This is a genomic window from Chryseobacterium ureilyticum, from assembly GCF_900156735.1.
Taxonomy (GTDB): Bacteria; Bacteroidota; Bacteroidia; order Flavobacteriales; family Weeksellaceae; genus Chryseobacterium; species Chryseobacterium ureilyticum.
Window position 1 is genome coordinate 266396 of record NZ_FTOL01000001.1, and the last position, 23708, is coordinate 290103.

Genomic DNA, 23708 nt, shown 5'->3' on the forward strand with positions numbered 1-23708 from the left:
ATTATATAAGATAAATAAAAAGGTTCAGCAGATGCTGAACCTTTTTATTTAATTTAAATTGAAACTATCTTGTCTGCTTACAAAACTACTTACAGTCAATCTATGTACACCTAAGATTCTTCCAATTGCAGAATATGATACTTTTTTATCAAGTAATTCCTGAATTTTCTTTTCTTGTCCTGTAAGTTTAGTTTTTGAAGATTTGCTTCCTTTAGGCCTTCCTAAAATGACTCCTTCTGCTCGTTTTCTAGCCAATGCTTCTTTAGTACGCTGAGAAATTAAATTTCTTTCAATCTCTGCAGAAAGGCCAAAAGCAAAAGCCAATACTTTGGAGCTAATATCACTTCCCAGTCGGTAATTATCTTTGATAGTCCACACTTGTATATCCCGATTCATGCATTCATTAAGAATACCCATAATCATTAATAGATTTCTTCCTAGTCTGGAAAGCTCAGAGCAAATAAGAATATCTCCCTTCTTCATCTTTTTTAAAAGCTTACCCAGCTTTCTATCATCTACATTTTTTGCACCAGAGATTGTTTCTTCAATCCATTTGTCTACTATCGTTTCTTGGTGTTGGCAAAATTGATTGATTTCAAAACGTTGGTTCTCTACTGTTTGTTTGTCGGTGCTTACTCTGATGTATCCGTAAATCATTGTATTTGTTGTTAAAAATTATTATGCTATTTTGATTTAATTTATACCTATACTGTCTAAAATAATTCTATGCAATAATAATAACAAGGAAATGAGCGATTATTTTAGACAGTTTGCTACTCTTACAGATTTTAGTTCTTCAGAAAGTTGGGTGGTTCTATCATCTATTGAAAAAGAAATTAAAAAGAAAATAGAATCAGTTGGAACGCCATTGAAAGATTGGGATATTAATATCTATCGTGGGATATTGACTGGATATAATGAGGCCTTCATTATTGATGGAAAAAAGAAAGAAGAGTTAATTGCTGAAGATCCGAAATCTGTCGAAATCATACGACCTATTTTACGCGGCAGAGACATTAAAAGATATGGGTATGACTTTGCTGATTTATATCTTTTATTCATTCCATGGCATTTTCCAGTACATAATGATCCAAATATTAAAGGAGCTTCTTTGGATGCAGAAAAAGTATTTGAAAATCAATATCCTGCAATATTTAGACACCTACTTAAATATAAGCATGAACTTTCTAATCGTAATAAAGCAGAAACGGGAATTCGCTATGAATGGTATGCATTGCAACGATGGGGTGCAAATTATTGGGAGGATTTTTTTAGACCAAAAATAATCTTTCAAGAAATGGTACAAGAACCCAGTTTCATTCTTGATTTAAATGGAGACTATATGTGCTTAGATACAGCTCGAATTATTACAGGAGAAAACTTAGAAGTGTTAATTTCTATACTTAACTCTAAATTATTCTTTTATGCTGTAAAGTCATTTTATGGAGGCGGGAGTCTAGGAGAGTCTGGTATTCGTATGAAACATACTTTTTTTGAAAACTTTCCAATGCCTTCATTTCCAAAAGAGATACAATTTGAATTAAGAAAATTAGTTAATAATATCAATGATGATGGCCTAAATGAGATAAATAAAATCATACATAATTTTTTCAATCTAACAAGTGAAGAAATAGAGTTTATTGAATCTCAATAAACTCTATTTCTTCTTCAGAAAAATTAAATATTTTATAAATTAATTTATCTATTTGATCTGACAAGACAGAATAATTTTTGTCATTTTTAATATATTCTATAATTTCTAATGTAATCTTTTCAAATTGCTCTAGCAAAGCAATAGAAACTTTTGGAACATACAGTTGTTCAATTGTAAATTTTTTCCATCTAACAGTTCCTACACCAGTTGTAGTTCCTATTTTTGAAAAAAAATATTCTGATAATTTAGAATTGAGATATGATACTAGATATAATAAATTGTCTCCAACCATTAAGAAAGTTGTTGCTTCATTCATATATTTTCCATCTAGTTCAATTGAAAACTTGGTTCTGTCTGATATTTCTCCCCATACTATTTTCTGGTTAGAGAAATCTGTTATATAAGCACAGTTTCTTAAGTTATATGGAGTATCCCCTTTATCTGTCCTTTTTTCCAACTGTAAGTAAAATTGATTTAAATACTTTTTAACAGCTGGATAATCATCTATTTCTACACGTTTTATATTCTTTTCTTTTATTCCGTTATGTGTATTAATTATCCATATGTCAGCAAAGTCATACCCATATCTTTTAATGTCTCTGCCGCGTAAAATAGGTCGTATGATTTCGGCAGATTTTGGATCTTCTTCGATAAGTTCTTTTCGCTTTATTCCGTCTATAATAAAAGCTTCATTGTAACCTGTTTTGATACCATAATTAATTTTAATATTCCAATCTTTCAATGGAGTTCCAATTGTTTCAATTTTAGTTTTTATATTCTGTTCAACATCATTTAAAATGATCCAACTTCCAGAACTTATAAAATTAGACTTTACAGCAAACTGTCTAAAATAATCGCTCAAATTATTTAACATCTTTTCTTTTATAGTACAAGCTAAAGTTTGTTGTCTATTTTTATCCCTTGAAAACATCAGAATGTTGGTATCAACGGTAGCTGTATCAAATATCTGAGTGCCACCAAAATCTATAAGAATTTCAGGATTAGTTTTATCTGCAAAAAATTTTCTTAGACTTTCCCCATAGGCTGCACGCATCCACTTGTTAGAGGTTATAAATGTAAGAAGCCCCTTTTCTTTTAAGACATTATATCCTAGCTCATAAAATAAGCTGTAAATATCTCCAGTTCTGGCAAAAGTTTCGTAGCCTAATGTTTGCAATGCATCACTTGCAGTTCCCATTTTCTGTAATTGAATGTACGGGGGATTCCCGATAATGACATCAAAACCTGTGAAGTTACCATCATCATCCAGTACTTCTGGAAATTCAAAACGCCATTCAAAAGCATGACGATAAATAGCATTATTTAGAATTTCTTCTTTTTGTTTTTTAGCTTGTTCAGCCTTGATTTTGAGTTTTTTGAGTTTATCTTTTTCTGCCTTTTTTATGGTTTCTCCAAAAGCAATTAAGTTATTTTGTCTTTGTTCTTCATTTTGATATTCTCCTAATGCTTTAGAAACTTTTTCTTTTTCCTTATTGTCAAGACTGGATTTGAGATTGTTTTTGATAGTACTGATGATATCTTCAATCTCTCTCTTTTTAGTTTTGGAGTTGGTGGTTTTGTAGTCTTTTACTGCTTGTTTGTAATCTTCGACTGAGAATGTAATTTCCTTGCTTTTAAACGCACTCTTTAAACTGTCATTCAATTTAAACTTACTGATGAGTGAATTTCCGCACTTAATATTAATGTCAATATTAGGAAGGGTTTGGAGTTCTCCTTCATCTGTATAATAAGCATTTTTAAGGAGTTCGATCCAGAGTCTCAGTCTGCAGATATTTACTGAGTTAGGGTTAATATCTACACCAAATAAACAGTTTTCAATAAGAGTTTCCTTTTCATGAAAAATTGCTTTTTGAATTTTTAAGCTTTGTGGGTCTTTACGGTTATAGCTGAATAATTCTCCATCAGCATCAGAAATATAGATTTCATCGTTATCAATTTCTATTGTACATGGCAGTTTTTTCCCGTCTTCATCTCCTAAAATTCCCAATTCACTTTTAATGACAATCATTTCATTAAGAGCAGAAACAAGGAAATGTCCTGATCCTACCGCAGGATCGCAAATTCTGATAGAGTTAACTACTTCATTGAATTTTTTACGATCTTCCTTCTTGAAAAAAGTATTGCAATAATCAATAACATCTTCAAATGTTTCAATGGTTTCTGTAATTTCCTCTTTAAATTTTTGAACTACAGATTTTCTCAGTGTTTCTTTACACATGAACATGGTAATAGTACCAGGAGTATAGAAAGATCCATCTTTATAACCATTGATTTTTTCAAAAATTAACCCCAAAACAGAGGCATTAATTAATGTTTTATTTTGTTGCTTATCATTAATTTCAACAGATGCATCCGCAGAAAAATCATAAGCATCTAAAAACTTGAACAGATATTCTAAAGTATTAAGTTTTCCAGTCTGTTTTTTTCCATTGGAATTTTTTAATACTGTGGATGAAAAAACTTCCATTTCCTCATCCATTAATGCTGTAATGTCAAATGTAAGGTCTTCGAGCTCACTCTTTTCAAATAAGCTACTGTTCAGATAAGGAATATATTTAAACTTTTCTGCGTATCGTTGATGACGTTCTTTTATTGGCTTTGCTAATGCTGAGAAAAACATCTCATTAAGTGCATCAAAACCAGGGATGAATTCTGAATTTAAAAATTTATATTCCGGAGAATCATTATTATAACTTCTCAATTGGGATTCCAGTAACTTTAAGAAAAGAATTCTGTTAACCCATGTCAGACAAAGTTCTAAGCCAACCGTAAAAGATTTTTCTTCACTATTAGGAATATTTTTAACCTTGATAAGATAATCTTTGTCTTCAAGGGTAAAAATTGCATTCTCTAATAATGGACCGTAATCTGCTTCTTTATTCTTTTTTCTTTGGATAATTTTCTTACCACTTTCTTTTACTTCCTCAAGCCCTATGATATGAAGTAATTCATTATAAAAAGCTTTATTAAGTTGATTACTGTCATTACCAAAGCTTTTTCCTAGTAAATGAACATCAGAGAATAATTTATAAATATTAACAAGCTCTTTATCTTTGAATTTTGAAACTTCTTTATTTCTAAAATCAAGATAAACAAACGGAAGAGTATCTTCTACTTTTTCTATATATTTTTTTGCTATTTCATTATAGAAAAGTTCGTTCTTTATGGTGTCTTTTAGACCATCTCTAAACGCTTTGTATTCTTTAATTAATTCACTGTTTTTATAAAATAAGTTGTAGAAATCACTTGCATTGAAAAAGAACCATTCAAAACCATTGGTTATGATAAGGTGCTTAATATTGTTGTTCTTATAATCAACTCTTTCTCTAAGGTAATATAACAGCATTTCCTGAAATGCCTTTTTATTGAGTTGTTTTTCTGTCGGGAATTCAGTTCTGTTACTAGGTTTTTTTGCTTCTATTAAAACTCCAACGTCAGAAGTTGCATCTTTACCCAAATAGATTGCTAGATCAATTCTTTCTTTTGTATTGATTTCATTTTCAGAATAGAACGTAGACGAAAGAAATTTTGATATTGGAGATTTTAGATGCTCTTCACTCTCATTTCTACTGTCAACTAAATTGATAGCATTGATACAGTCTTGAAGTTTCGCTGAAAAACCATCAATATCTGCTCTTGAAGGTTTAAATTTTTTATATGCTGGGTTTAATGCTTTCTGAGGCTCAAGCTTATTAATTTTCATGGTTGTTTTTGTCTAATAAAAGAGGGGATTAATTTAGACAAAATTGTAGTATGAAACAAGCGGGAAACCTTACTATGTCTCCATTTTATGAATTAATTCTGATTATAATATTATAATAGGATGAATACTAAGTTAGTTTATAATTAAATTCCTTCTGTATTTAGAGAATTTGTAGGTATGGATTTACACATCCACCTCCTCAACCTCCAAACCGGCAAATACACAAACACCACAGACAAAATCCCAGCCAATATCCCCACAACAACAGCCATCGCCGTAGCATCAAGCCTATAATCCTTTGAAAAATTATACTGGCCTAAAAAAAGCATTGCTAACACCAGAGAACAGGTAATTACGCCATGCAGAATACTCAGCTTGGTCATTAGCTTTTTAATATTCAACTGTCCATCTACGGTAAACTCGATGGCGCCTTGTCCGGCGGCATCGGTTACTCTTTTGAGGATGTCTATGGTGAGGACAACGGGGAGAAATAGGGCCATGGGTAGGGTAAGGCGGGCCAGATTCTGTTCGCCGGAGAAAAAATGGGTGTAGCCTAATTCTTTGAAGCTGGCATAGGCGATGATGAAATTGAAAAATACATTGGGAAGGACATAATAAATCGTACGCTTGATGAGAAAGCGTTTAAGGGTTGTTTTTTTGAGCTTTTTAGGTGGCTTCGGCTTAAATTTCAATTTCATTAGGTGGTCATGAGCGCTATGGCTTTCTCTTTTATTTTAGCGGCTTCCGCTTTGGGAAGGAAGTCTTCGTTGGACAAAAATATAAAATCCATCTGATGGTTGTACGTACTCGTTACCAAAGTGTTTGAGTTTAGCCATGGGAAGGCTACTGTAGGGCTGAAAATGGTATCGATGCTGAAATTTTTGTAATCGTTCGGGATATTGATCTTGCCCATATTGGATAGGGTTACATCATGGCCGCCATTACTTGATTTGAGCATTGAGATCATACGGTCAACAATCGGGTGCATCTGTTCACCCATCCACAGCAGTTCACGGGCTTCCATTTTTCCTATTTTCTGAGTAAGGTCTTCTTTGATGTGCTTGGCATTGTTCAACAGATCGGAACTTCCTTTTTTAATCGCAAGATCAACCGTTGGGGCAAAAGCAAATAAATGATCCTCTTTGATCTCCGGAATAAAATGACGCACATCCACCGGACTGATCACTTTTCCTTTGGCTTCTTTTCCTTTTACTTCCTGGAATGCCTGCATAAACGCAGAACAAAGCAAAGCATGTACGGAAACTCCATTGGCTTTACATCTTTCAGTGATCTGAGCTGTGGTTGTCGGATCCAGTTTTTGGTGAAGAACATAGTCTTTTCCAAGGTTTCTCTTTTTGCTTTTTTGCTGGAGCATAAAGAAGAACCTGGCAAAAGTCAGATAAAGTTTGGCTTTGAATTTTTTACTTTTTACATTAAAGTTGGAAGGGAGAAATTCATCTACTGAAGTGAAAGCCTCATAAGATTCTAATTCCAAAGCAGGGTTGTCCAAAAGCTGAAGAAGCTCCTTCATTAATGTTACTCCAGTTGTTCCGTCTGAAATGCAATGAGGGATGGCCCAAAATACTTCAGAAACATCCTGTCCTCTTACCCAGACTACACGGGCAAGCGGTGTTTTCTCTTCCTCAAATAAGATTTTCCATTCTTTTTGAGACTCTGTCAGCCAGTCCTGGTCTGTTTTTCTTTCTACGATGCGGAGTGGGATAGGAGCAATCTCTTTTTCTTCTATAAAAAAAGGATATTTCTCACTTGTAGAGTCTATAACCACTCTTAGCAACGCATGTTTCTGCTGGATTTTTTCCAGAGCAGTTTTAAAATTCTGCTCCGGAAGTTCACCTTTTATTTTGGCTGCAAATATGCAATTTACGGGCGTTTCGGGATCTACATACATGATCCTTTCCACCATCATTAGTTTTCTTTTGATCATGATACAGCGATATATTCCAGTTGGGTTTTAATAATCTTCATAACTTCATCACGGATGGCGAGGGCATCAGTATAAGGCAAATACCCTTCACTTCCTACAAAAGAAAAATCCATTTTTCCACGGTACGTTGAAACTACCATTGTTGTTGTATTCCCTAACGGACCAATGACCGAAGGACTGAAAATAGTATCAACACTAAATTCTTTATACTCGTGAGGAATCTGAATGCGTCCCAGATTGGAAAACATACAGTCGTTGGATGATTTTCCGTTCTTTAAAAGCTTGGTGAAATTATTCAGCGCATCATGCCCGGATTCCATTACCATCATGGTAATATAAGGGTCAAGCTTAGAGGTTTTACGCTCTACAGAAGCCTGCATGGCATGTAAATTCTCTATAAAACTCAGTTTTTCATTAGCAGAAACTACGATCATCAGCCCAAAAGCAAAAATATGGTCGTTCTTCACCTGCGTAGCAAAACGTCTGATATCTACAGGACAGGACACTTTATTGAAAGCTCCGGTTCCTTTTATTTTCTTGAATGCCTGAAGCAAAGCAGCACTTAAAAACGTGTTCACGGTAGCACCATTGGCTTTGCAATAGGAAATCAGTTGCTGGCTTACGCTTTCATCTACTTTCCAATTGATTAAATAATCATTTTGACGGTCAATAGATTTTTTGCCAGTAGGAATAACTTTAATGGCTGTAGCCGCTAATCTTCCAATGAATTTGGCTTTTAATTTTTTCTTCCGGCTGTTTAAAATATTTGCCGGAACTACATCCTGAATACCTAAAATTGGACTTTCTATCCCAATATCGGCTTTCGGATTATCCAATACCTTTAAAAACTCATAAAGGAAGGCCATTGCAGAACCACCATCGCATAAACAATGGTGGAACGCAAACAGCATGTCAGAAACGTCTTCCCCCTTGATCCAGACAAACCGGATAAGAGGCAATTTTTTAGGATCGAATAACGTATTCCATTCCCTTTTGGATTCTTCCTGCCACTGATCTTCTCCTTTTCTAGCAATAATTCGCACCGGAATGGAGATCGGGTTTTCAGGAACATCAAACCAAGGGATATTTTGATCATCGTGAGCAATAAGGGCTCTTAACCACGGATGTTTTTGCTGGATCTGAGCCAAAGCCTGCTGGATATCCTTCAATGTAAAGGTACCTCTGAGCCTGAAAGGGATCACCGCATTGAACGGTTCTGTTCCGTCTCCCAGTAACATTCGCTCACCAAATAATAATCTTCTTTTAATAGGTTGGTTCATAGGCTATACAGACGCTAATGTGGAATGTTCCTGTACAAAGTTTTCCAATAATTCTACTGCTTTATCATTACCTCCGGCAAGATTGAATGTATTTCGTACTTCCTGGGCTGCAGCTCTGTATTTAGGATTTTCCAGTAATTCAAAAACGGTTTCACGAAGAGCCTCTACACGCAGTCTCTTGTATCGGATGCTGATTCCGCAGCCTGCCTGCTCAATTAATTTCGCAATATGGAAATGGTCATAAGCAATAGGCGTGATCAACATCGGTAACCCATTACGGAAAGTATCATTTACTGTATTGAAACCTCCGTGGCAAATGACCATATCCATTCTTTGCATCACTGCAGATTGGGGCACGAAGCTGTTTACAATAAAATTCTCCGGCCATTCTTCAAAAATTTCCGGTGGAGTAGCGGCAATCACGGTTACCGGCTGATCTTTAAATGCAGCAATAATCTTTTCAAAGAAAGCTTTTCTGATGTCTACCAATAAAGTTCCCAGTGATACAAAGATCTTTGGAGTGGTAGAAGCATTTAATTTATCCCAGTCAAAAGGAGCATCGTTCGGACGACCTTTTACAGGACCTACAAATTTCATATGCGATGGTACCGTATCAAAACCGGCAAAGGCTTGTGACGTAAATACCATATTCAGTTTATGCGAATGGATGTAAATACCTTCCTCATGAATGCCTACTTCTTTTTGTAGGTCTTTGATGAGGTTTTGCTGCCATTCCCAGATTTTAGGGGCACTTTTTTCAGTATCTCCCATCACGTCCGGTGGAACAGGGGTAGTCGTTACGCAAGGAATATTATGTTTGTGAGCGAAAAGTGCACCTCCAAAAGTGATACAGTCATTCACGATCACATCAGGCATCCAGCTTTCTGTTAATCGAGTTAATCCTGGCATCATCATTTTAGCGAAAGGAACATACGTTTCTTCTAGTGCTAATTTCATCACTTCAGGACCTGAACAAGCTGGTCCGTCATCCTGTCTTTTTAAAATACGGGCAATTTCTTCCTGATACGGGATAAGATCTTCTTCAGGGTAGAAGTAAGAACCTCCTTCCGGAATATGTTTGCTGTCTAAAAGCGTAATTCCGAACCATTTTACTTCATGGCCACGGGCAATCAGACTGGCTCCCACACTTAATGTAGGGCTTACATGTCCGAAAAACGGCGGAACAACGAATAAAAATTTAGACGGTTTTTCTGGTTTTGAAGTCTTTGTGATCGCTTCTTCCAATAAATTAGCGGCTGTAGATGCTCCTCCTGCTTCCATAAAAGATTGTCCTACTTTTTGAGCTGCCTCACGATAGCCCGGGTTATGTAATATTTGCTGTACTGCCTCTCTCAAATGATTGGCTTTAAATCTGTTGAAATTAAGTCTCTCACCTGCTTCCGTACGGACCACACGTCCTGCAACATGCGACTGGTCATAGGCAATAGGAATGACTACCAAAGGAATCCCGTTGGATAAGGTTTCAGAAACGGTATTGTGACCGCCATGGCAAACCACACCATCTAGATGAGGTAACAGATCCAATTGAGGAACCTGCTGATAGACCATAAAATTATCCGGCCATTGCTCGAAAAGTTGTGGATCAGAAACTACAACAACGGTTAAATCTTCCTCTTTAAAAGCATCCACAACCTTTTGGAAGAATGCTTTTTTATGATCGTGATCGAAAGTGGTTCCGATGCTTACTAAAATCTTTTTGTTGGTGGCATTTTTCAATCTGTCCCAATCAAACTCACAAGAGATACGACGCTCTGTAAGAACGGGTCCTGTGAATTTGTATTGAGGTTCCAGATCTTCCATTTCCCCAAAGAAATAATTTGAAGTTAAAACAAGGGCCAAAAGATCTGAAGTGGCCAGAGAACGCTCTTCATGAAAACCTAATTCTTTCTGCAGATCAATGATCTGATTGACTTCCCATTCGTGAACTTTAGGTAGTTCATTCATGATTTTAATGGCAGCCGGAGCGGTAACGGAAGTTGCACAAGGAATTCCTAATGCTTTGGCAGCTACCGGAGCTGCAAATAACTGATGATCACCGATGATTAAATCGGGTTGGTATGTTTTTAATAAAGCAACAAGTCCATTATAGCAATGTCTGTTCAACGGAATAAGAACTTCTTCGTAAAGGAACTTCACGCTGTCGATTCCGTAGACTACTTTTTTGGAAATAATATCGAGATACTGTTCGCTTTCTTTCTTTTCTGCGTCGGTCTGATCGTATTGGATCAGTAATAATTTTCCGCCCTCCGGAAGTTTAGCCTCTAACGTAGGGTCAAGGCTGATCCATGCTACTTCGTGCCCTCTTTCCAACAGAGTAGCACCGATGCTTAGGGTAGGATTGACATGTCCTGTCAAGGGTGGAACTATAAATGCAAATTTAGCCATGGTTCTTCGTTAAAATATTAGATAAAAACTGAGCGATCGTCTCTGCAATAAGCTGAGGTTCCTGAATCGGAATATTGTGATCGCCGGAGATTAATTCAAGTTCGGATGAACCGATTTGAGCCTGCAGCCATTCTCCTGTAGGTCTGCAGTTGGAATCAGCACCGTAAAGCAATAAAGTAGAAGCTGTCAATCCATTGAAATCGGCTTCGCCAAGGAAATGTTTTTCCTTAATCATATCTGCTTTGATGCTGGTTTGATTAAACAGAAACTCATACATACGATGGTTCTTTTCCATTTGTCTTTTGCCCATCTGCACTTTGGTAGTATCTGTAAAATTGGCTACATAATGCTCAAGGAATTCCTTGCTGTATTCATCAATGATGTTACGGGCTTTTTCGTCCTGAGGATCCGGAGCTTCCATCACCACCAGTTGATTAACGCGTTCAGGGTATTTCAATGCTGTTTTTAAAGCAATAAGACCGCCGAAGCTATAGCCTACAAGATGTACTTTTTCCAGTTGAAGGTGATCTATTAAACCAATCAGATCGGATGACATGTTTTCAAGGTCGTACCCATCCAAAAAACGTTCACTCATACCGTGACTTTTCAGATCGTACATCACCACATGGAAATGTTTTGCCAGAATAGGGGCAATATTAAAATAATAAATGGACAGGTTACTGAACATACCGTGGATTAAGACCACGGTTTGTTCGGCTCCTTTATTGAGTTCCTGTATATGAACTTGTCTGTTATTGACAGTGATTATTGGCATTCGTAGATATAATTGATGATCATACTAAGGTCAAGATTAATAAGCTGGTCAAGATCCATAGAAGATAACCAACCTGTAAAGTCGATCTGATCGCCAAAATGCGCCTTGATCTTTTCAGAGAAAGAGACAATCTCGATGCTGTCCATTTCAAGATCTTTGGTGAATGAACTTTCCGGAGTAATGTCCATCTCCTCTACAAATTCAGCACCTATCACTTCAGTAATAAAACCTTTTAATAATGTAAAAAGTTCTTCGTGGTTCATTTTTAATGTTGCGTTTACAGTGTCCATCCGATAATATAATTTTTATGTTTAATAGTTTTGATTTCAATAGTGTTGATCCACAAGTGATCGTCTTTTATTTGTTCTACTTCGAAGGCTTTTGGATTTCCTTTCAATCCGGTTCCTAAGAATTTTCCGTAGGCTTCTTTGGCTACCCAGAAACGGGTGGTCCATTCTGCCTGATCTTTTCCTTTTAATAAGGCTAATTCGTTGTCTGTAAATACCAAATCATAGAATCCTTCGCTGCGTTCTTCCATGAGTTCCATATCGATTCCTACAGATTTGCCATATCTTGCAATTCCCACAGCTTCTTTTCCTTTGTGAGCGAGTGAAATATGAATGTCCTCTGTAAAATCACTGATGAGGTAAGGTTTCCCCACTTCATCGGAACGGATTTCAAAGGTAATCGGGAAGCAGGCATGATTTTTTTCCTGACGAAGAAGGTTTCTCACGGCATCTTTCACGGCAACACGGCTTACCATCCAGTTTTTCTTCTTGTTGGGTAATAATTGCAGATGATGTTGTTTTTCCGTTTGGTTGAAATATCTTTTCAGGATAAAATCCCATGAAGCGACTCTGGTATAGGCCTGGTGGAAGAAAAATACTTCCGGAGCAATCTCTTCAGAAAGTCGGTTGTGCAATGGCGACATAGAAACATTCCATAGTGCGGCATCAATTTCCAGTCTTCTGTTCTGCCAGCCTGTGATGGCACACCATACTTTTCCGTCTCTTTTCAGGATAATATTGGCGATGGCAAATTCATCGTTAAGCCCAGTCTGCATACAGGTGCATTCAAAAATACCTTCCTGATCGTGCATGTCTCCGAAGAATTCAATATCTCTGATCTTCACCGGGAAGGCGATACGGTCTTTCACTAAAGTAAGCTGCAGCCAAAGTCCGAATAACTGTCCGGCATTATCCAATAGAGAACCTTTTCCGCCATTTCCTTTGATCTTTCCTATAATTCCTTTAGTTCCAACCGCTGAAACTTCAGTAATTCCCTGGTATTTGTCACCATGGAACATGTGCATGTCGTAGATTTCTTCAGGGGTTCTTTCAATCGGTAAAAGATCACCAATGGAAAGATTGAAGGTTGGAGTAGGAACAGGTCCTGATTTTAAGGTGACTTCTGCATTGGCGAAGTTCTCAATATCCAGATACGCATGATTTTCATCACGCCATTGTCCTTTCACGGTTTTCTCAAAAGGCTGCGCTACGTTCATCCATTGGAATACACTTACATTCATGATTTTATGAACCTGTGTTCCCGGGATTTCCGCTTCTGCAATTTCTGCTAACTGTTCAAAGATCATGGTCATCGGGATGACCGGTTCCATATCCGCTACATGAGCCCATCCTTTAGGCTGTCTCAATAAGCTGTGATCGATCAGGTATGGATGACTTTCCAGCGTTACATACAGATCTTTTGTGAAAGTTTTACTTTTCGGTGCTTGTGGAGCAGCATATTGTGCTACAGGAGCAACCTGAGCAGGACGTGGAATGGTAATCTCCGGACGGTTTTGGAATAGAGTAAGAACTTCTTCCTGCATACGGATCATATCGTTAACATTGTCCTGGAATGCCTGTACCAACGGATGACCACTTTTGGCAGTCATGGCTGAAGCTGAGGCAGTGTATTGTTTTGGTGTTTCAAAGGCTTGAGCTAAGGTTTTTACTTCCTTGAAATTTCGGATAATAGGTGATCCTAATTCCAGTTTAATGCCTTTTCCTGATGCTTTTTTTGATTGCTGTTGAAGCTCTAAAAAGTCAAGAGCAGTGGTTTTTCCTTCTACAAATAACGAAGCGACAACACGTTGTAGCTGTGCCAATGCAGAACGGGTAGGAACACTGGAAGGAATAGTGCTGAATGATTTTCCTTTCAAGGTATCATCAATAAATCCGATCAGTCCGCCAGTACCCACCTGAATGAATACTCTGGCTCCTTCTTCGTATAGTTTATCTGTCAGCTCACGGAAACGAACAGGCTCTACCAAATGCTCGGCACTCAGTTTTCTGATCGCTGCCTGATCTGCAGGATAAGGTTCTAAAGTCGTTGCAGACCATAACGGAATCTTCGTTTTCTGGAACTGTGCTTTTTCCATTCCGGCAAGGATTACATCCAGTTTATCAGCGATAAATGGAGAGTGGAATCCAGATTGGAAAGGCAGTACCTGATGGAAGATCTGTTTTGATTTTAATAATGGAACCAATTCATCCAATGCGGCATTGCTACCACAAAGAATCACCTGATTAGGGCAGTTGTCATTAGAAATATACAGGTCTGAAATTTCTGAAATAAAAGGCTGTACAACATCAATTCCGGCTCCGATGGCAATGAATTTAGAATCTTTTAATTCAAAAGTTTCTGGATTCAATACATCGATTAAAGCTTTTACAGAATTGGCTTCTGCTAACTCTGATGAATATCCTGCCAGCCATTCTCCTAAACTGTGTCCTGCATTCATGTCTGGGATGATTCCCAATTTTTTCAATGAATTATCAAGGATACTACAGTTGTTGAAAATGTTTAAAGCATCGGTTAAAAGACCTTCACCTTCAGTTTCTATAGGAGCTGTTAATCCGAAATAACGGCTAACGCTATCTACTTCACCTTTTGCCAGACCATCTAAACCAGGAAATACAAAGGCTACTTTACCGCCGTCCTTTAATAACGGGGTAGAAGTGTACCAAATGTCCTGTTTATTTTTCCAGATCAGGTTTTTAGAAACAATTTTAATCGCTTTTTCTACTCTTGCAGGAGTCGGATCAAATATGGCTACTCTGAAATCTCCTTCTCCTAAAGTCGTATCGTTATTTTGTAATGCAGAAACCAATTCTGCATGAGTCGGTCTTGCCAATAGCAATACTTTGTCTTTTTTCGGCATATCATAGCCTTCAAGAACAACGTGTGCATTGATTCCTCCAAAACCGAAAGCGTTTACCGCTGCTACTTTTGGAAGTCCGGTTTTTGACCAGTTTTTAGCTTCCTGTACAGGCTCGAATCTTGTATTCTGCATGTCTGCAGTAGGATTCTCACAGTACAATGTTGGTGGTAAAGTGTCATGATGTAAAGCTAGACAGGTTTTAATCAATCCTGCGATTCCGGCAGCCGGCATGGCATGTCCGATATTGGATTTTACAGAACCGATTCCTGCTACCGGAGCAGCTTCTTCTTTTCCAAAGAACTGTGCTAAGGTCTGAAGTTCTGTTTTATCTCCAAGCGGAGTACCGGTACCATGGGCCTCAAGGTAACCCACTTTATTTTTATCCAGATCAGCATTGATCCAAGCTTGTTCTAAAGCTTTCAACTGACCTTTTACGGATGGGCTCATTACGCTGGTTCCGTTACCGTCACTGCTTACTCCCACGCCTTTAATCACTGCATAGATTTTATCCTGATCACGAACAGCGTCTTCCAGTCGTTTTAACACGACGAAACCACAACCTTCCCCAATCAGTAATCCATCAGCATCCATACTGAACGGTTTGATCTGTTCCTGACGGGACATAGCTCCCAATTGAGCAAAAATACTCCAGAAAGCAGCGTTTTGTCCGGTGTGAACTCCTCCGGCGATCATCATATCGGAACGTCCTCTCTGAAGTTCCTGTACGGCATGATCTACAGCAATTAAAGCACTGGCACAAGCGGCATCCACTGTAAAAGCAACACCTCCAAGATCAAAACGGTTGGCTACCAATGAAGCTACCAGATTAGGAATTAATCCCATGGCAGTATCGGCAGCGAAACGTCCTTTGCGTTCCTGAAAAGCATGCTTTACTTTTTCAATATCAGCGGAAGATACCTGAGGCAGAAGTTCCTGCAATAAAGAGGAAATCTGTTCTCCGGTTCTTACAATTTCAATGGCACGGGTAGCTCCCGGCCCGGTATAATTTCCTTTCCCGATGATAATTCCTGCTTTTTCAAGAGATGTTTTCTTTTGAAATACACCTGCATCTTCTAAAGCTTTCTGAACTAAGTCAAGGGTCAGTAAATGATCGGGTTCTGTTCCTTCCACCGCAAGGGGTAAAATCCCAAAAGTGGTAGGATTGAACTCATAATCAGGAATAAACCCGCCTCGTTTGCAATAGAAACGATCGACAGGGTTGGTGGCATCGCTAAAATGCACCGGATCTATCCTATCTGCCGGAGCGGATTGGGTAGAGTCTACTTTATTGACAATATTCTGCCAAAAAGTTTGGGCATCCTGCGCCCCGGGAAAGACGCAGGATAGTCCAACTACAGCAACATCTGTTTTTTTCATGCTTAGTGTATACAGAGGGTTACCAATTATTTCCTGACATGATAAGCACTTGGCTTTCAGTTCCGTATTTTATTTCGTTAAGGAATATTTCTTTTCCTTTATCCAATGGGATCATGGAAATTCCTCTGCGTTCGTATTCAGATTCAAGGGTGGAAGAAACCATTCCTGCTCCCTTCCAAGGTCCCCAGTTGATGGAGATTACTTTTCCTTTTAATCTTTTATTCAAAGCGTTAGCGTAATCATCCAGTACACTGTTGGCAGCAGCATAATCTGTCTGGCCTTTGTTACCATATACGGATGCGATACTTGAGAATAAAACAACGAACTGGCAGTCTGTACGAAGTTGTTCAGCCAATACACGAAGGGGTTTTACTTTGGTATCAAATACACGTCCGAAAGAAGAGGTTGTCTTTTGTTTGAATAATTTATCTTCTAAAAGACCTGCTCCGTGAATCACTCCATCTAAACGGCCGTATTTTTCATAAATACTGCTGATTAAATTGCTTAATCCTTCTTCGTCACAAAGATCTAAAGATTGATAGATAATCGTATTTCCAAGCGCTTCCATATCACGGATGGTGCGTAGTATCTGATTGTTTTTGTAAATTTTTGTGGTCTCTTTTTCAATTTCAGCAGGTGAAGTGAATTTTCCGGATTTAATCAGGTAAGCTCTGATTTCCTCTTTAGTCTTCATGGCTTCCAATTCTTTCGCAGAATCTTCATTTCTTGGATCTGCTGATCTTCCTACTAAAATATAAGTACATGGATAAGCCTGAGACATGTGTTTCACCAATTCTGCAGTGATTCCCTGTGCACCACCAAGTACCAATACTACTGATTTCTGGTCTAACTGAATGTGAGCTTCATTTAAACTTGTAGACAATGGGGAAGGGATAATGTCTACCTTATGTCTTGTTTCGTTTTTATAAATAACTTCAGCAGGTTTATCGTTGGTTAAGATTTCCTTTAAAGTAATATCAGCGATCTGATCTACTTCCTGAGGAGTACTTAAACTGATGAATCTACAAGTAGTATGATCGAATTCTCTTGCCAAACTTTTGAGAAGTCCCGGATAACCTTGGTGATGACGTAGAACGCTTACATCAGTTACTTCCTGAATATGAGCAGCGATGTCTGAAATTAAATACACCCATTTTGCTTTGTCGAAATCCAGTTTTTTAATCAAATCTACGTGATCAATGATGCTTGGTTTATCTGTTGCTGAGAACAGGTCTAGCATGATTAATCCGTCAACATGTGAAAGATCTTTGTCTGCCTCTACCAATTCTACGATAGCTCCATGTTTTTCCAATTCAGTTTTGATCGCTGAAGTTTGTTTACTGTCATCCTGAGTGATGGCGAAACGTTTTCCCTGCAGAACATCTGTATTTTGTACTGAAGAAGCATCTGTAGGTGTGATGTCAAAACGAAGACGTGATAATACATTGTTAGTCGGTTCAGAAGTTACTTCTTCCTTTGCTTCGTTTTTTGTTTCAGTAGTGTCACCGCTCATTTCACTGATCCAGCTTGCCAATCCGCGAAGGGTTTTGATGGCTGCTAGTTTTTCCATTACATCATCAGCCTGCTCAAGATTTTCTCCGAAACCGATCTTGTTTTTAAGATCTGCAATGATCTCCATACGTTTGATGGAATCAATACTAAGGTCTGCTTCTAAATCTAAGTCTAATCCTAGCATTTCTTTCGGATACCCTGTTTTCTCACTTACGATATTTAAAATACCGTTTTGAAGGTCTTCTACTGATAATGTAGATTTAGCCTGTGGCGTTGAAACCACTTCAGCTGCTGTTCCGTTTTTTTCAGGAGCAGTTGTAGCTTCAGCTCCTGAGAATTCAGTAAGCCATGAAACTAATCCGCTTAACGTTTTGATGGCTGCCAATTGTTCCATCACCATATCTTCATTGGTGTTTCCGTTGGCTAATGTTCCTAGCTCGCTGCGAAGTGTTCCGATGATTTCTACTCTTTTGATAGAGTCGATACTTAAATCAGCTTCAAGGTCCATTTCCATCCCCAGCATTTCTTGCGGATATCCTGTTTTGTCGCTTACAACTTGTAGTAATAATGCTTTGATATCTCTTGTTGGAGCTGCTTTTACAGCAACGGCAGTAGCAGCCACAGCCACAGTTCTTTCCTGCTGAACTGCTTGTACCGGAATAGTACGTTCAGGGGCAGGAGCTGGCATTGGAGTATTGTAAACAGGCATAGGGTTTACCTGAGGATTCTGTCCCATAAAGGAAAGCATCACATCACGTTGTGCCTGTATCATTAGTTTCATGCTGTTCAAATATTCCTGCAGCATACGTTCTGCCGTAGATAGGCTTTCCGGTGCAGGAGCTTGCGTATTATGATTGGTAAAATTGTTCATAGGAATAGGATTTATGATAGGGAGTGCACCATTAGCAGGCAATGAACCTGTTGTCGGATGTGCAGCTTGTCCGTTAACACGCCAGATGGCAGGGCTTTTCTTGTACAATTCAGGCTGATTAATGTCAACGAGCTGAACGAAACGGCCATCAAAAAGTTTTTCAATATTGAAGCTGCGGCCTGTTCCTAAATACTGGGCTAACATGCACAGTAAATGGGTGAATTTATTGCGGCTGCTGTCTTCAACATATAAAGTCAACTGGTCTTTTTCAAGACATGATTTCGCCAATCCTGTAAGAACTTTTCCTGGTCCTACCTCGATGAAGATTCTAGCTCCGTCGTTATACATCGCCTGCATCTGTTCTACGAATCTTACAGGCTGTACCAAATGCTCAGTCAGTCTTTCTTTGATGTCTGACGGATTTGCAGGATATACTTCTGCTGTGGTATTAGACCATACAGGGATCTGCATTTCCTGGAAAGGAACGTCTTTTAATACATCAGCATATAAACCTTTAGATTTTGCCAATAATGGGCTATGGAATGCACATGCCACTTCTAGTTTTTTAGCAGAAATGCCTTCCTGTTTAAGAACTTCCAGTAATTTATTGATAGCTTCCGTACTTCCAGCGATAACACATTGAGTAGGTGCGTTGAAGTTAACCGGATAACATCCTGGCACCTTAGCAATGATCGGTTGTAAACGTTCGTGAGTAGCACTTGCAGCTAACATAGAACCCGGATCACCTCCTTCTACTGAGTTTAGAATAGATTGAGCTCTCTGGATACTTAAATCAACCAATTGATCTTCTGTAAATACGCCTGAGAAACATAAAGCTGGTAATTCACCATAGCTGTGACCTGCCAGCATATCAGGGATAATTCCCAGTGATTCTAAGAATTTAGCCAATGCAAGATCAACAATTCCTAAAAGTGGTTGTGCCAGACGGGTATCTTTAATGGTTTCTTTCTGTTGCTTTAAATCTGCTTCATTGAATGTTGTAGAAGGGAAAACCACTTTTTCAAGTTCAGGATAGTTGTCGATAATCTGACGCATAGCCGGGAAGACTACGAATAGATCACGAGCCATATTGATTCTCTGACTTCCTTGTCCAGGGAATGTAAAGGCTACTTTACCTTCTTTTTTACTGACAGTGAAAGTATCTTTAGTCTCTATTCCTAGTAATACTAATTCAATTTTCATCATCAGATCTACAGCGGTATCAGCTACGATACTGAATTGAATTGGTTTCTCTGAAACAATACTTAAGCTGTAAGCAATATCTTTTAATGGAACTTCATCGTTGATTTCCAATAATGTTTTGATCTGGCTTGATTGTTCTTTGGCTTCTTCATAAGTATCCCCACGGAATACAAATAATTCTGAAGGCCAAGACTGCATTGCAATTGAGTCATCTTTTTTCGGATGATTAGCAATTACAGTGTGGAAGTTTGTTCCTCCAAATCCAAAAGCACTGATTCCTGCATAACGGTTTTTCTCTGTCCATAACCCGGTTTCAGCATGGAAAGAGAATGGGCTTGTTTGTGCATTATAATAAGCGTTCGGATTCTTAAGGTGAAGGGTGGGAGGTTTCACACCATGGTAAACGGCAAGAGAAGCTTTGATTAAACCTGCTAATCCTGCGGCACACTTGGTATGTCCGATTTGGGTCTTCACAGAACCTAAATGCGTTTGTCCCGGTAGTGCTCCTGAACGGCTGAATAAGTTTGTCAAGGCACTTAATTCTGTTTTGTCACCAACAACAGTTCCGGTACCGTGAGCTTCTACCAATCCTACAGCGGCAGCACTGATTCCTGCCTGAGTATAAGCGCGTTCTAATGCTCTTACCTGACCTACTTTTCTAGGAGCAGTCAATCCAAGGGCTTTACCGTCACTAGATCCGCCAACACCTTTAATTACAGAGTAGATACGGTCGCCATCGTTGATCGCATCTTCATATCTTTTCAGAACAAGGATAGCGATTCCTTCCCCAAGGGCAATTCCGTCTGCTTCACTGTCGAATGTAGCACATCTTCCTTTTCTGGAAAGGGCATGGGTGCTGGAGAACATCAGGTAATCATTGATTCCGTTATGTAAATCTGCACCTCCGGCAAGAACCATATCAGATTTTCCTAATACAAGTTCCTGACAAGCTAAGTCTAAGGCAGCTAAAGACGAAGCACATGCTGCATCTACTGTGAAATTTCTTCCCCCTAAATCTAGACGGTTCGTAATCCTACCTGCGATCACGTTAGCCAAAATACCAGGGAAAGAATCCTCTGTCGTGTGTGGGAAGGCTTCTTTTACTTCTTCGTGAAGTTCTCCGAAAACTTGTTTATAATATCCTCTGAAACTATAGCTGTTGGCAAGGTCGTTCCCGCCTTCAGCTCCGATAATTACAGAGATGTTTTCTCTATTGATATGTTTTTCGCCATATCCTGCATCTTCCATGGCACGTTTTGCAACCAATAGCGTAAGCAATTGTGTAGGTTCAATAGCTGCTAATGATTGTGGCGGAATACCGAATGCCAATGGATCAAAATCAATTTTTGGAATGAAACCACCCCATTTTGAATGAGACACATCTGCTTCGTCAGAATCCGGCTTATAATAAAGTTCTTTGTTCCATCTTTCGTCCGGAACTTCAGTCACGCTGTCTTTTCCTAGGATGATGTTTCTCCAGAATTCATCCAGGTTTTTAGCACCTGGGAAAATACATTCCATTCCAACAATTGCGATATCCAATGGTTTTTCGCTGGATGTAGGTAGCTCTGACAATTCTGCTTCTTGAATGTATTCGTAATTCCCAATACTAACGTTTTGGTGAAGTTCTTCAAGAGTAAGCACTTTGTTTTGCATCGTGGCGATCTGTCCGATCATGTACATTCCAAGATCCAGCTGATCGTCTTTAGGAATGTTGACCAACTGATCTCCCTGACGTTCGATTCCTTTTGCGGCAATTCTTAAACGACCTACATTAAGCTTTTCTAGCTTTTCCCAAACTTCTTTTTTATCTGTTCCGGCTGCCATAAGTTTGGCTTTCTCGGTATTGAAGTGGTTAGCAAATGCTGTATTTAAACAACGGGTTTCGTGTCCTGGAGCTGTTTCTAATAAGACTGTATCTTTAGCCTGCATAGCCTGTACCTGGAATTCCTCCTGAATAGCTCCGGTTTGTACGGCTTCCTGAGTGTACAGATATGCGGTTCCCATCAAAACACCCACTTTTACCCCTCTGGCAGCTAATGGAGCAGCCATGATGGAAACGAATGCAGTTGAGAAATCATTATGGATTCCACCCGCGAAAAAAACACTGATATTTTCTGGATGGTCTTCTTTTAATATTCTTTCAATTTGTTTTTCCCAAAGAACCATGCTTGATAATGGACCAACGTGTCCACCACACTCACGACCTTCGAAAATGAAGCTTTTTGCTCCTTCTTTAAGGAAAATATCCAATAGGGCAGGAGACGGAACATGTAAAAATGTCTTTATTCCTGCTTTTTCAAATACTTTAGCCTGTGCCGGTCTTCCGCCTGCGATTAAAACTACAGGAGGTTTTGCTTCTAATATATAAGAAGTCTGTTCATCTCTTAATTCTTGAGGAGCAAATCCTAAAATTCCTACCCCCCATGTTTTGTTACCTGCCAGTTCTTTGGTTTCCATTACCAGAGACTTCGCTGATTTACCCGTAAGCAATGATAAAGCAACAAAAGGTAAAGCTCCTGCTTCTGCTACTGCATTGGCAAATCCGGGAACATCACTTACACGGGTCATTGGTCCCTGTGCAATTGGGTAAGTAAGTCCAAGTTCTTGTGCTAAAGGATTATTCTGATCAATAACCTGAAGTGCTTTTGCTTGTTTCAGGTGACCATGCATGGCTTCTTTAAGTCCGAAAGCCATTTTTTTCAGGGTTCTGAACTCTTCATATAAATCTACAGCTAATGAGATGTCTTGCCCCATTGGGATGTAGCTTTTGCTTACATCAAGATCTGTAAAATACTGCTGAAGAACTTCTGCCGTTACATCATCTGGTAATGAAGGTGAATTAGGTCTTACCAACACTCTGTGATTGGCAATAATCTTAGTCTCTGTTCCATTCAGCTTTGAGGATAGATCCTTAATTTCCTGTGGAACGGAACTTTCAGGGAATAAAGCAAGTTGGCTATCCAAAATAACTCCTGCTGCTCCTAATGCTTTTACAGCCGCTGCGGTGTGAAGTCCTATTCCTCCTTGCACCCATACAGGGATGTTCTTGATTTCTTTGATAATGCGTTGAAACAGTACAAAAGTAGACTCGTATCCGATTTTTCCTCCGGCTTCATTTCCTTTGATAATAATTCCTTTAGCTCCTGATTGTTCAGCCTGTCTTGCTTCTTCTAAGCTGGTGATCTGATAGATAATATCCAGAGAAGGGCTTGGGTTGATTGATGCACCGAATGGCAGAATTACAAATTTCACATTCTCGGGAAATTGAATAGCCAAAAAATGTTCGTTGGAAATGTGAATACCGTAAGAAGGTATATCTAATTGGTCAAGTCGACTTATGGCTTCCTCGGCAGTTGCCAATTCATACCCTAAGCTCAGAACAGGAAATATACCCGCCTGATGCATCTTAGGCATAAGATTGACATCCGGCCTTTCGAAAGGCGTTAGTCCGATAATAGTTAAGTTTTTCATGGCGTTGATATGTTAGTAAAAAGTTGCACAACAAACATCAAACTCTTTAATATATAGAGCGATGTTTACTATGAACAAATAAAATTGGTTCTTGTTATATCTTTAAAAGTAAAGTCTTTTTGATGATTATTTTTCAATAATAAACTGTCAACCCAGAAGTGATTGTGGGGAAGGTTGATTTTCGGCTTTTTAAAAGGCGTTAGCCTTACATTGGTCAAGTTTTTCATTTCATCTATAGTATTGAAAATAATATATTGATCTCATTAATTATCTTTAATCCTATAGGAATAAAGGGTAATTATCAATTATGAGTGAATAAAA

Annotated in this window: 11 protein-coding genes; 1 reads left to right on the forward strand and 10 read right to left on the reverse strand. The window is 38.5% G+C overall.

Features of this window, described 5'->3' with window-relative positions:
• Window positions 1–48: 48 nt before the first annotated feature.
• Window positions 49–657 (reverse strand): master DNA invertase Mpi family serine-type recombinase, encoded by a 609-nt coding sequence (locus tag BW983_RS01185; RefSeq protein ID WP_076549266.1) that lies wholly within the window; start codon window positions 655–657, stop codon window positions 49–51.
• A gap of 91 nt (window positions 658–748) precedes the next feature.
• Between BW983_RS01185 and BW983_RS01190 the strand changes: the two genes are divergently transcribed.
• Complete coding sequence (locus BW983_RS01190) at window positions 749–1654, forward strand: TaqI-like C-terminal specificity domain-containing protein (RefSeq protein WP_076549268.1); 906 nt, start codon at window positions 749–751, stop codon at window positions 1652–1654.
• On the opposite strand, the gene BW983_RS01195 is transcribed toward BW983_RS01190, so the two are convergent.
• The 9 genes from BW983_RS01195 to BW983_RS01235 all read right to left on the reverse strand — a co-directional run bounded on the left by BW983_RS01195 (window position 1638) and on the right by BW983_RS01235 (window position 23387).
• The gene (locus tag BW983_RS01195; protein WP_076549270.1) at window positions 1638–5378 is read right to left on the reverse strand and encodes a type IIG restriction enzyme/methyltransferase; all 3741 of its coding nucleotides are present in this window, start codon (window positions 5376–5378) and stop codon (window positions 1638–1640) included. The two genes, BW983_RS01190 and BW983_RS01195, sit on opposite strands and share 17 nt — an antisense overlap.
• A 143-nt stretch (window positions 5379–5521) precedes the next feature.
• A complete protein-coding gene (locus tag BW983_RS01200; RefSeq protein ID WP_076549272.1) occupies window positions 5522–6076 on the reverse strand; it encodes a hypothetical protein in 555 nt (184 codons plus the stop codon).
• A complete protein-coding gene (locus BW983_RS01205) occupies window positions 6076–7323 on the reverse strand; it encodes a condensation domain-containing protein (protein WP_076549274.1) in 1248 nt (415 codons plus the stop codon). The genes BW983_RS01200 and BW983_RS01205 overlap by 1 nt, the downstream gene beginning before the upstream one ends.
• Complete coding sequence (locus BW983_RS01210; protein WP_076549276.1) at window positions 7320–8603, reverse strand: condensation domain-containing protein; 1284 nt, start codon at window positions 8601–8603, stop codon at window positions 7320–7322. The genes BW983_RS01205 and BW983_RS01210 overlap by 4 nt, the downstream gene beginning before the upstream one ends.
• 3 nt (window positions 8604–8606) lie before the next feature.
• The gene (locus tag BW983_RS01215) at window positions 8607–11009 is read right to left on the reverse strand and encodes a glycosyltransferase (RefSeq protein ID WP_076549278.1); all 2403 of its coding nucleotides are present in this window, start codon (window positions 11007–11009) and stop codon (window positions 8607–8609) included.
• Complete coding sequence (locus BW983_RS01220; RefSeq protein WP_065392807.1) at window positions 11002–11784, reverse strand: alpha/beta fold hydrolase; 783 nt, start codon at window positions 11782–11784, stop codon at window positions 11002–11004. The genes BW983_RS01215 and BW983_RS01220 overlap by 8 nt, the downstream gene beginning before the upstream one ends.
• Entirely contained in the window at window positions 11775–12074 is a 300-nt protein-coding gene (locus tag BW983_RS01225) for an acyl carrier protein (RefSeq protein WP_002977699.1), read from the reverse strand. The genes BW983_RS01220 and BW983_RS01225 overlap by 10 nt, the downstream gene beginning before the upstream one ends.
• Window positions 12062–16327: a type I polyketide synthase gene (locus tag BW983_RS01230; protein ID WP_076549280.1), complete on the reverse strand. Its 4266-nt coding sequence runs from the start codon at window positions 16325–16327 to the stop codon at window positions 12062–12064. The genes BW983_RS01225 and BW983_RS01230 overlap by 13 nt, the downstream gene beginning before the upstream one ends.
• 19 nt (window positions 16328–16346) lie before the next feature.
• Window positions 16347–23387, reverse strand: coding sequence for a type I polyketide synthase (locus tag BW983_RS01235; protein WP_076549283.1), 7041 nt, complete (start codon window positions 23385–23387; stop codon window positions 16347–16349).
• Between the last annotated feature and the right edge of the window lie 321 nt (window positions 23388–23708).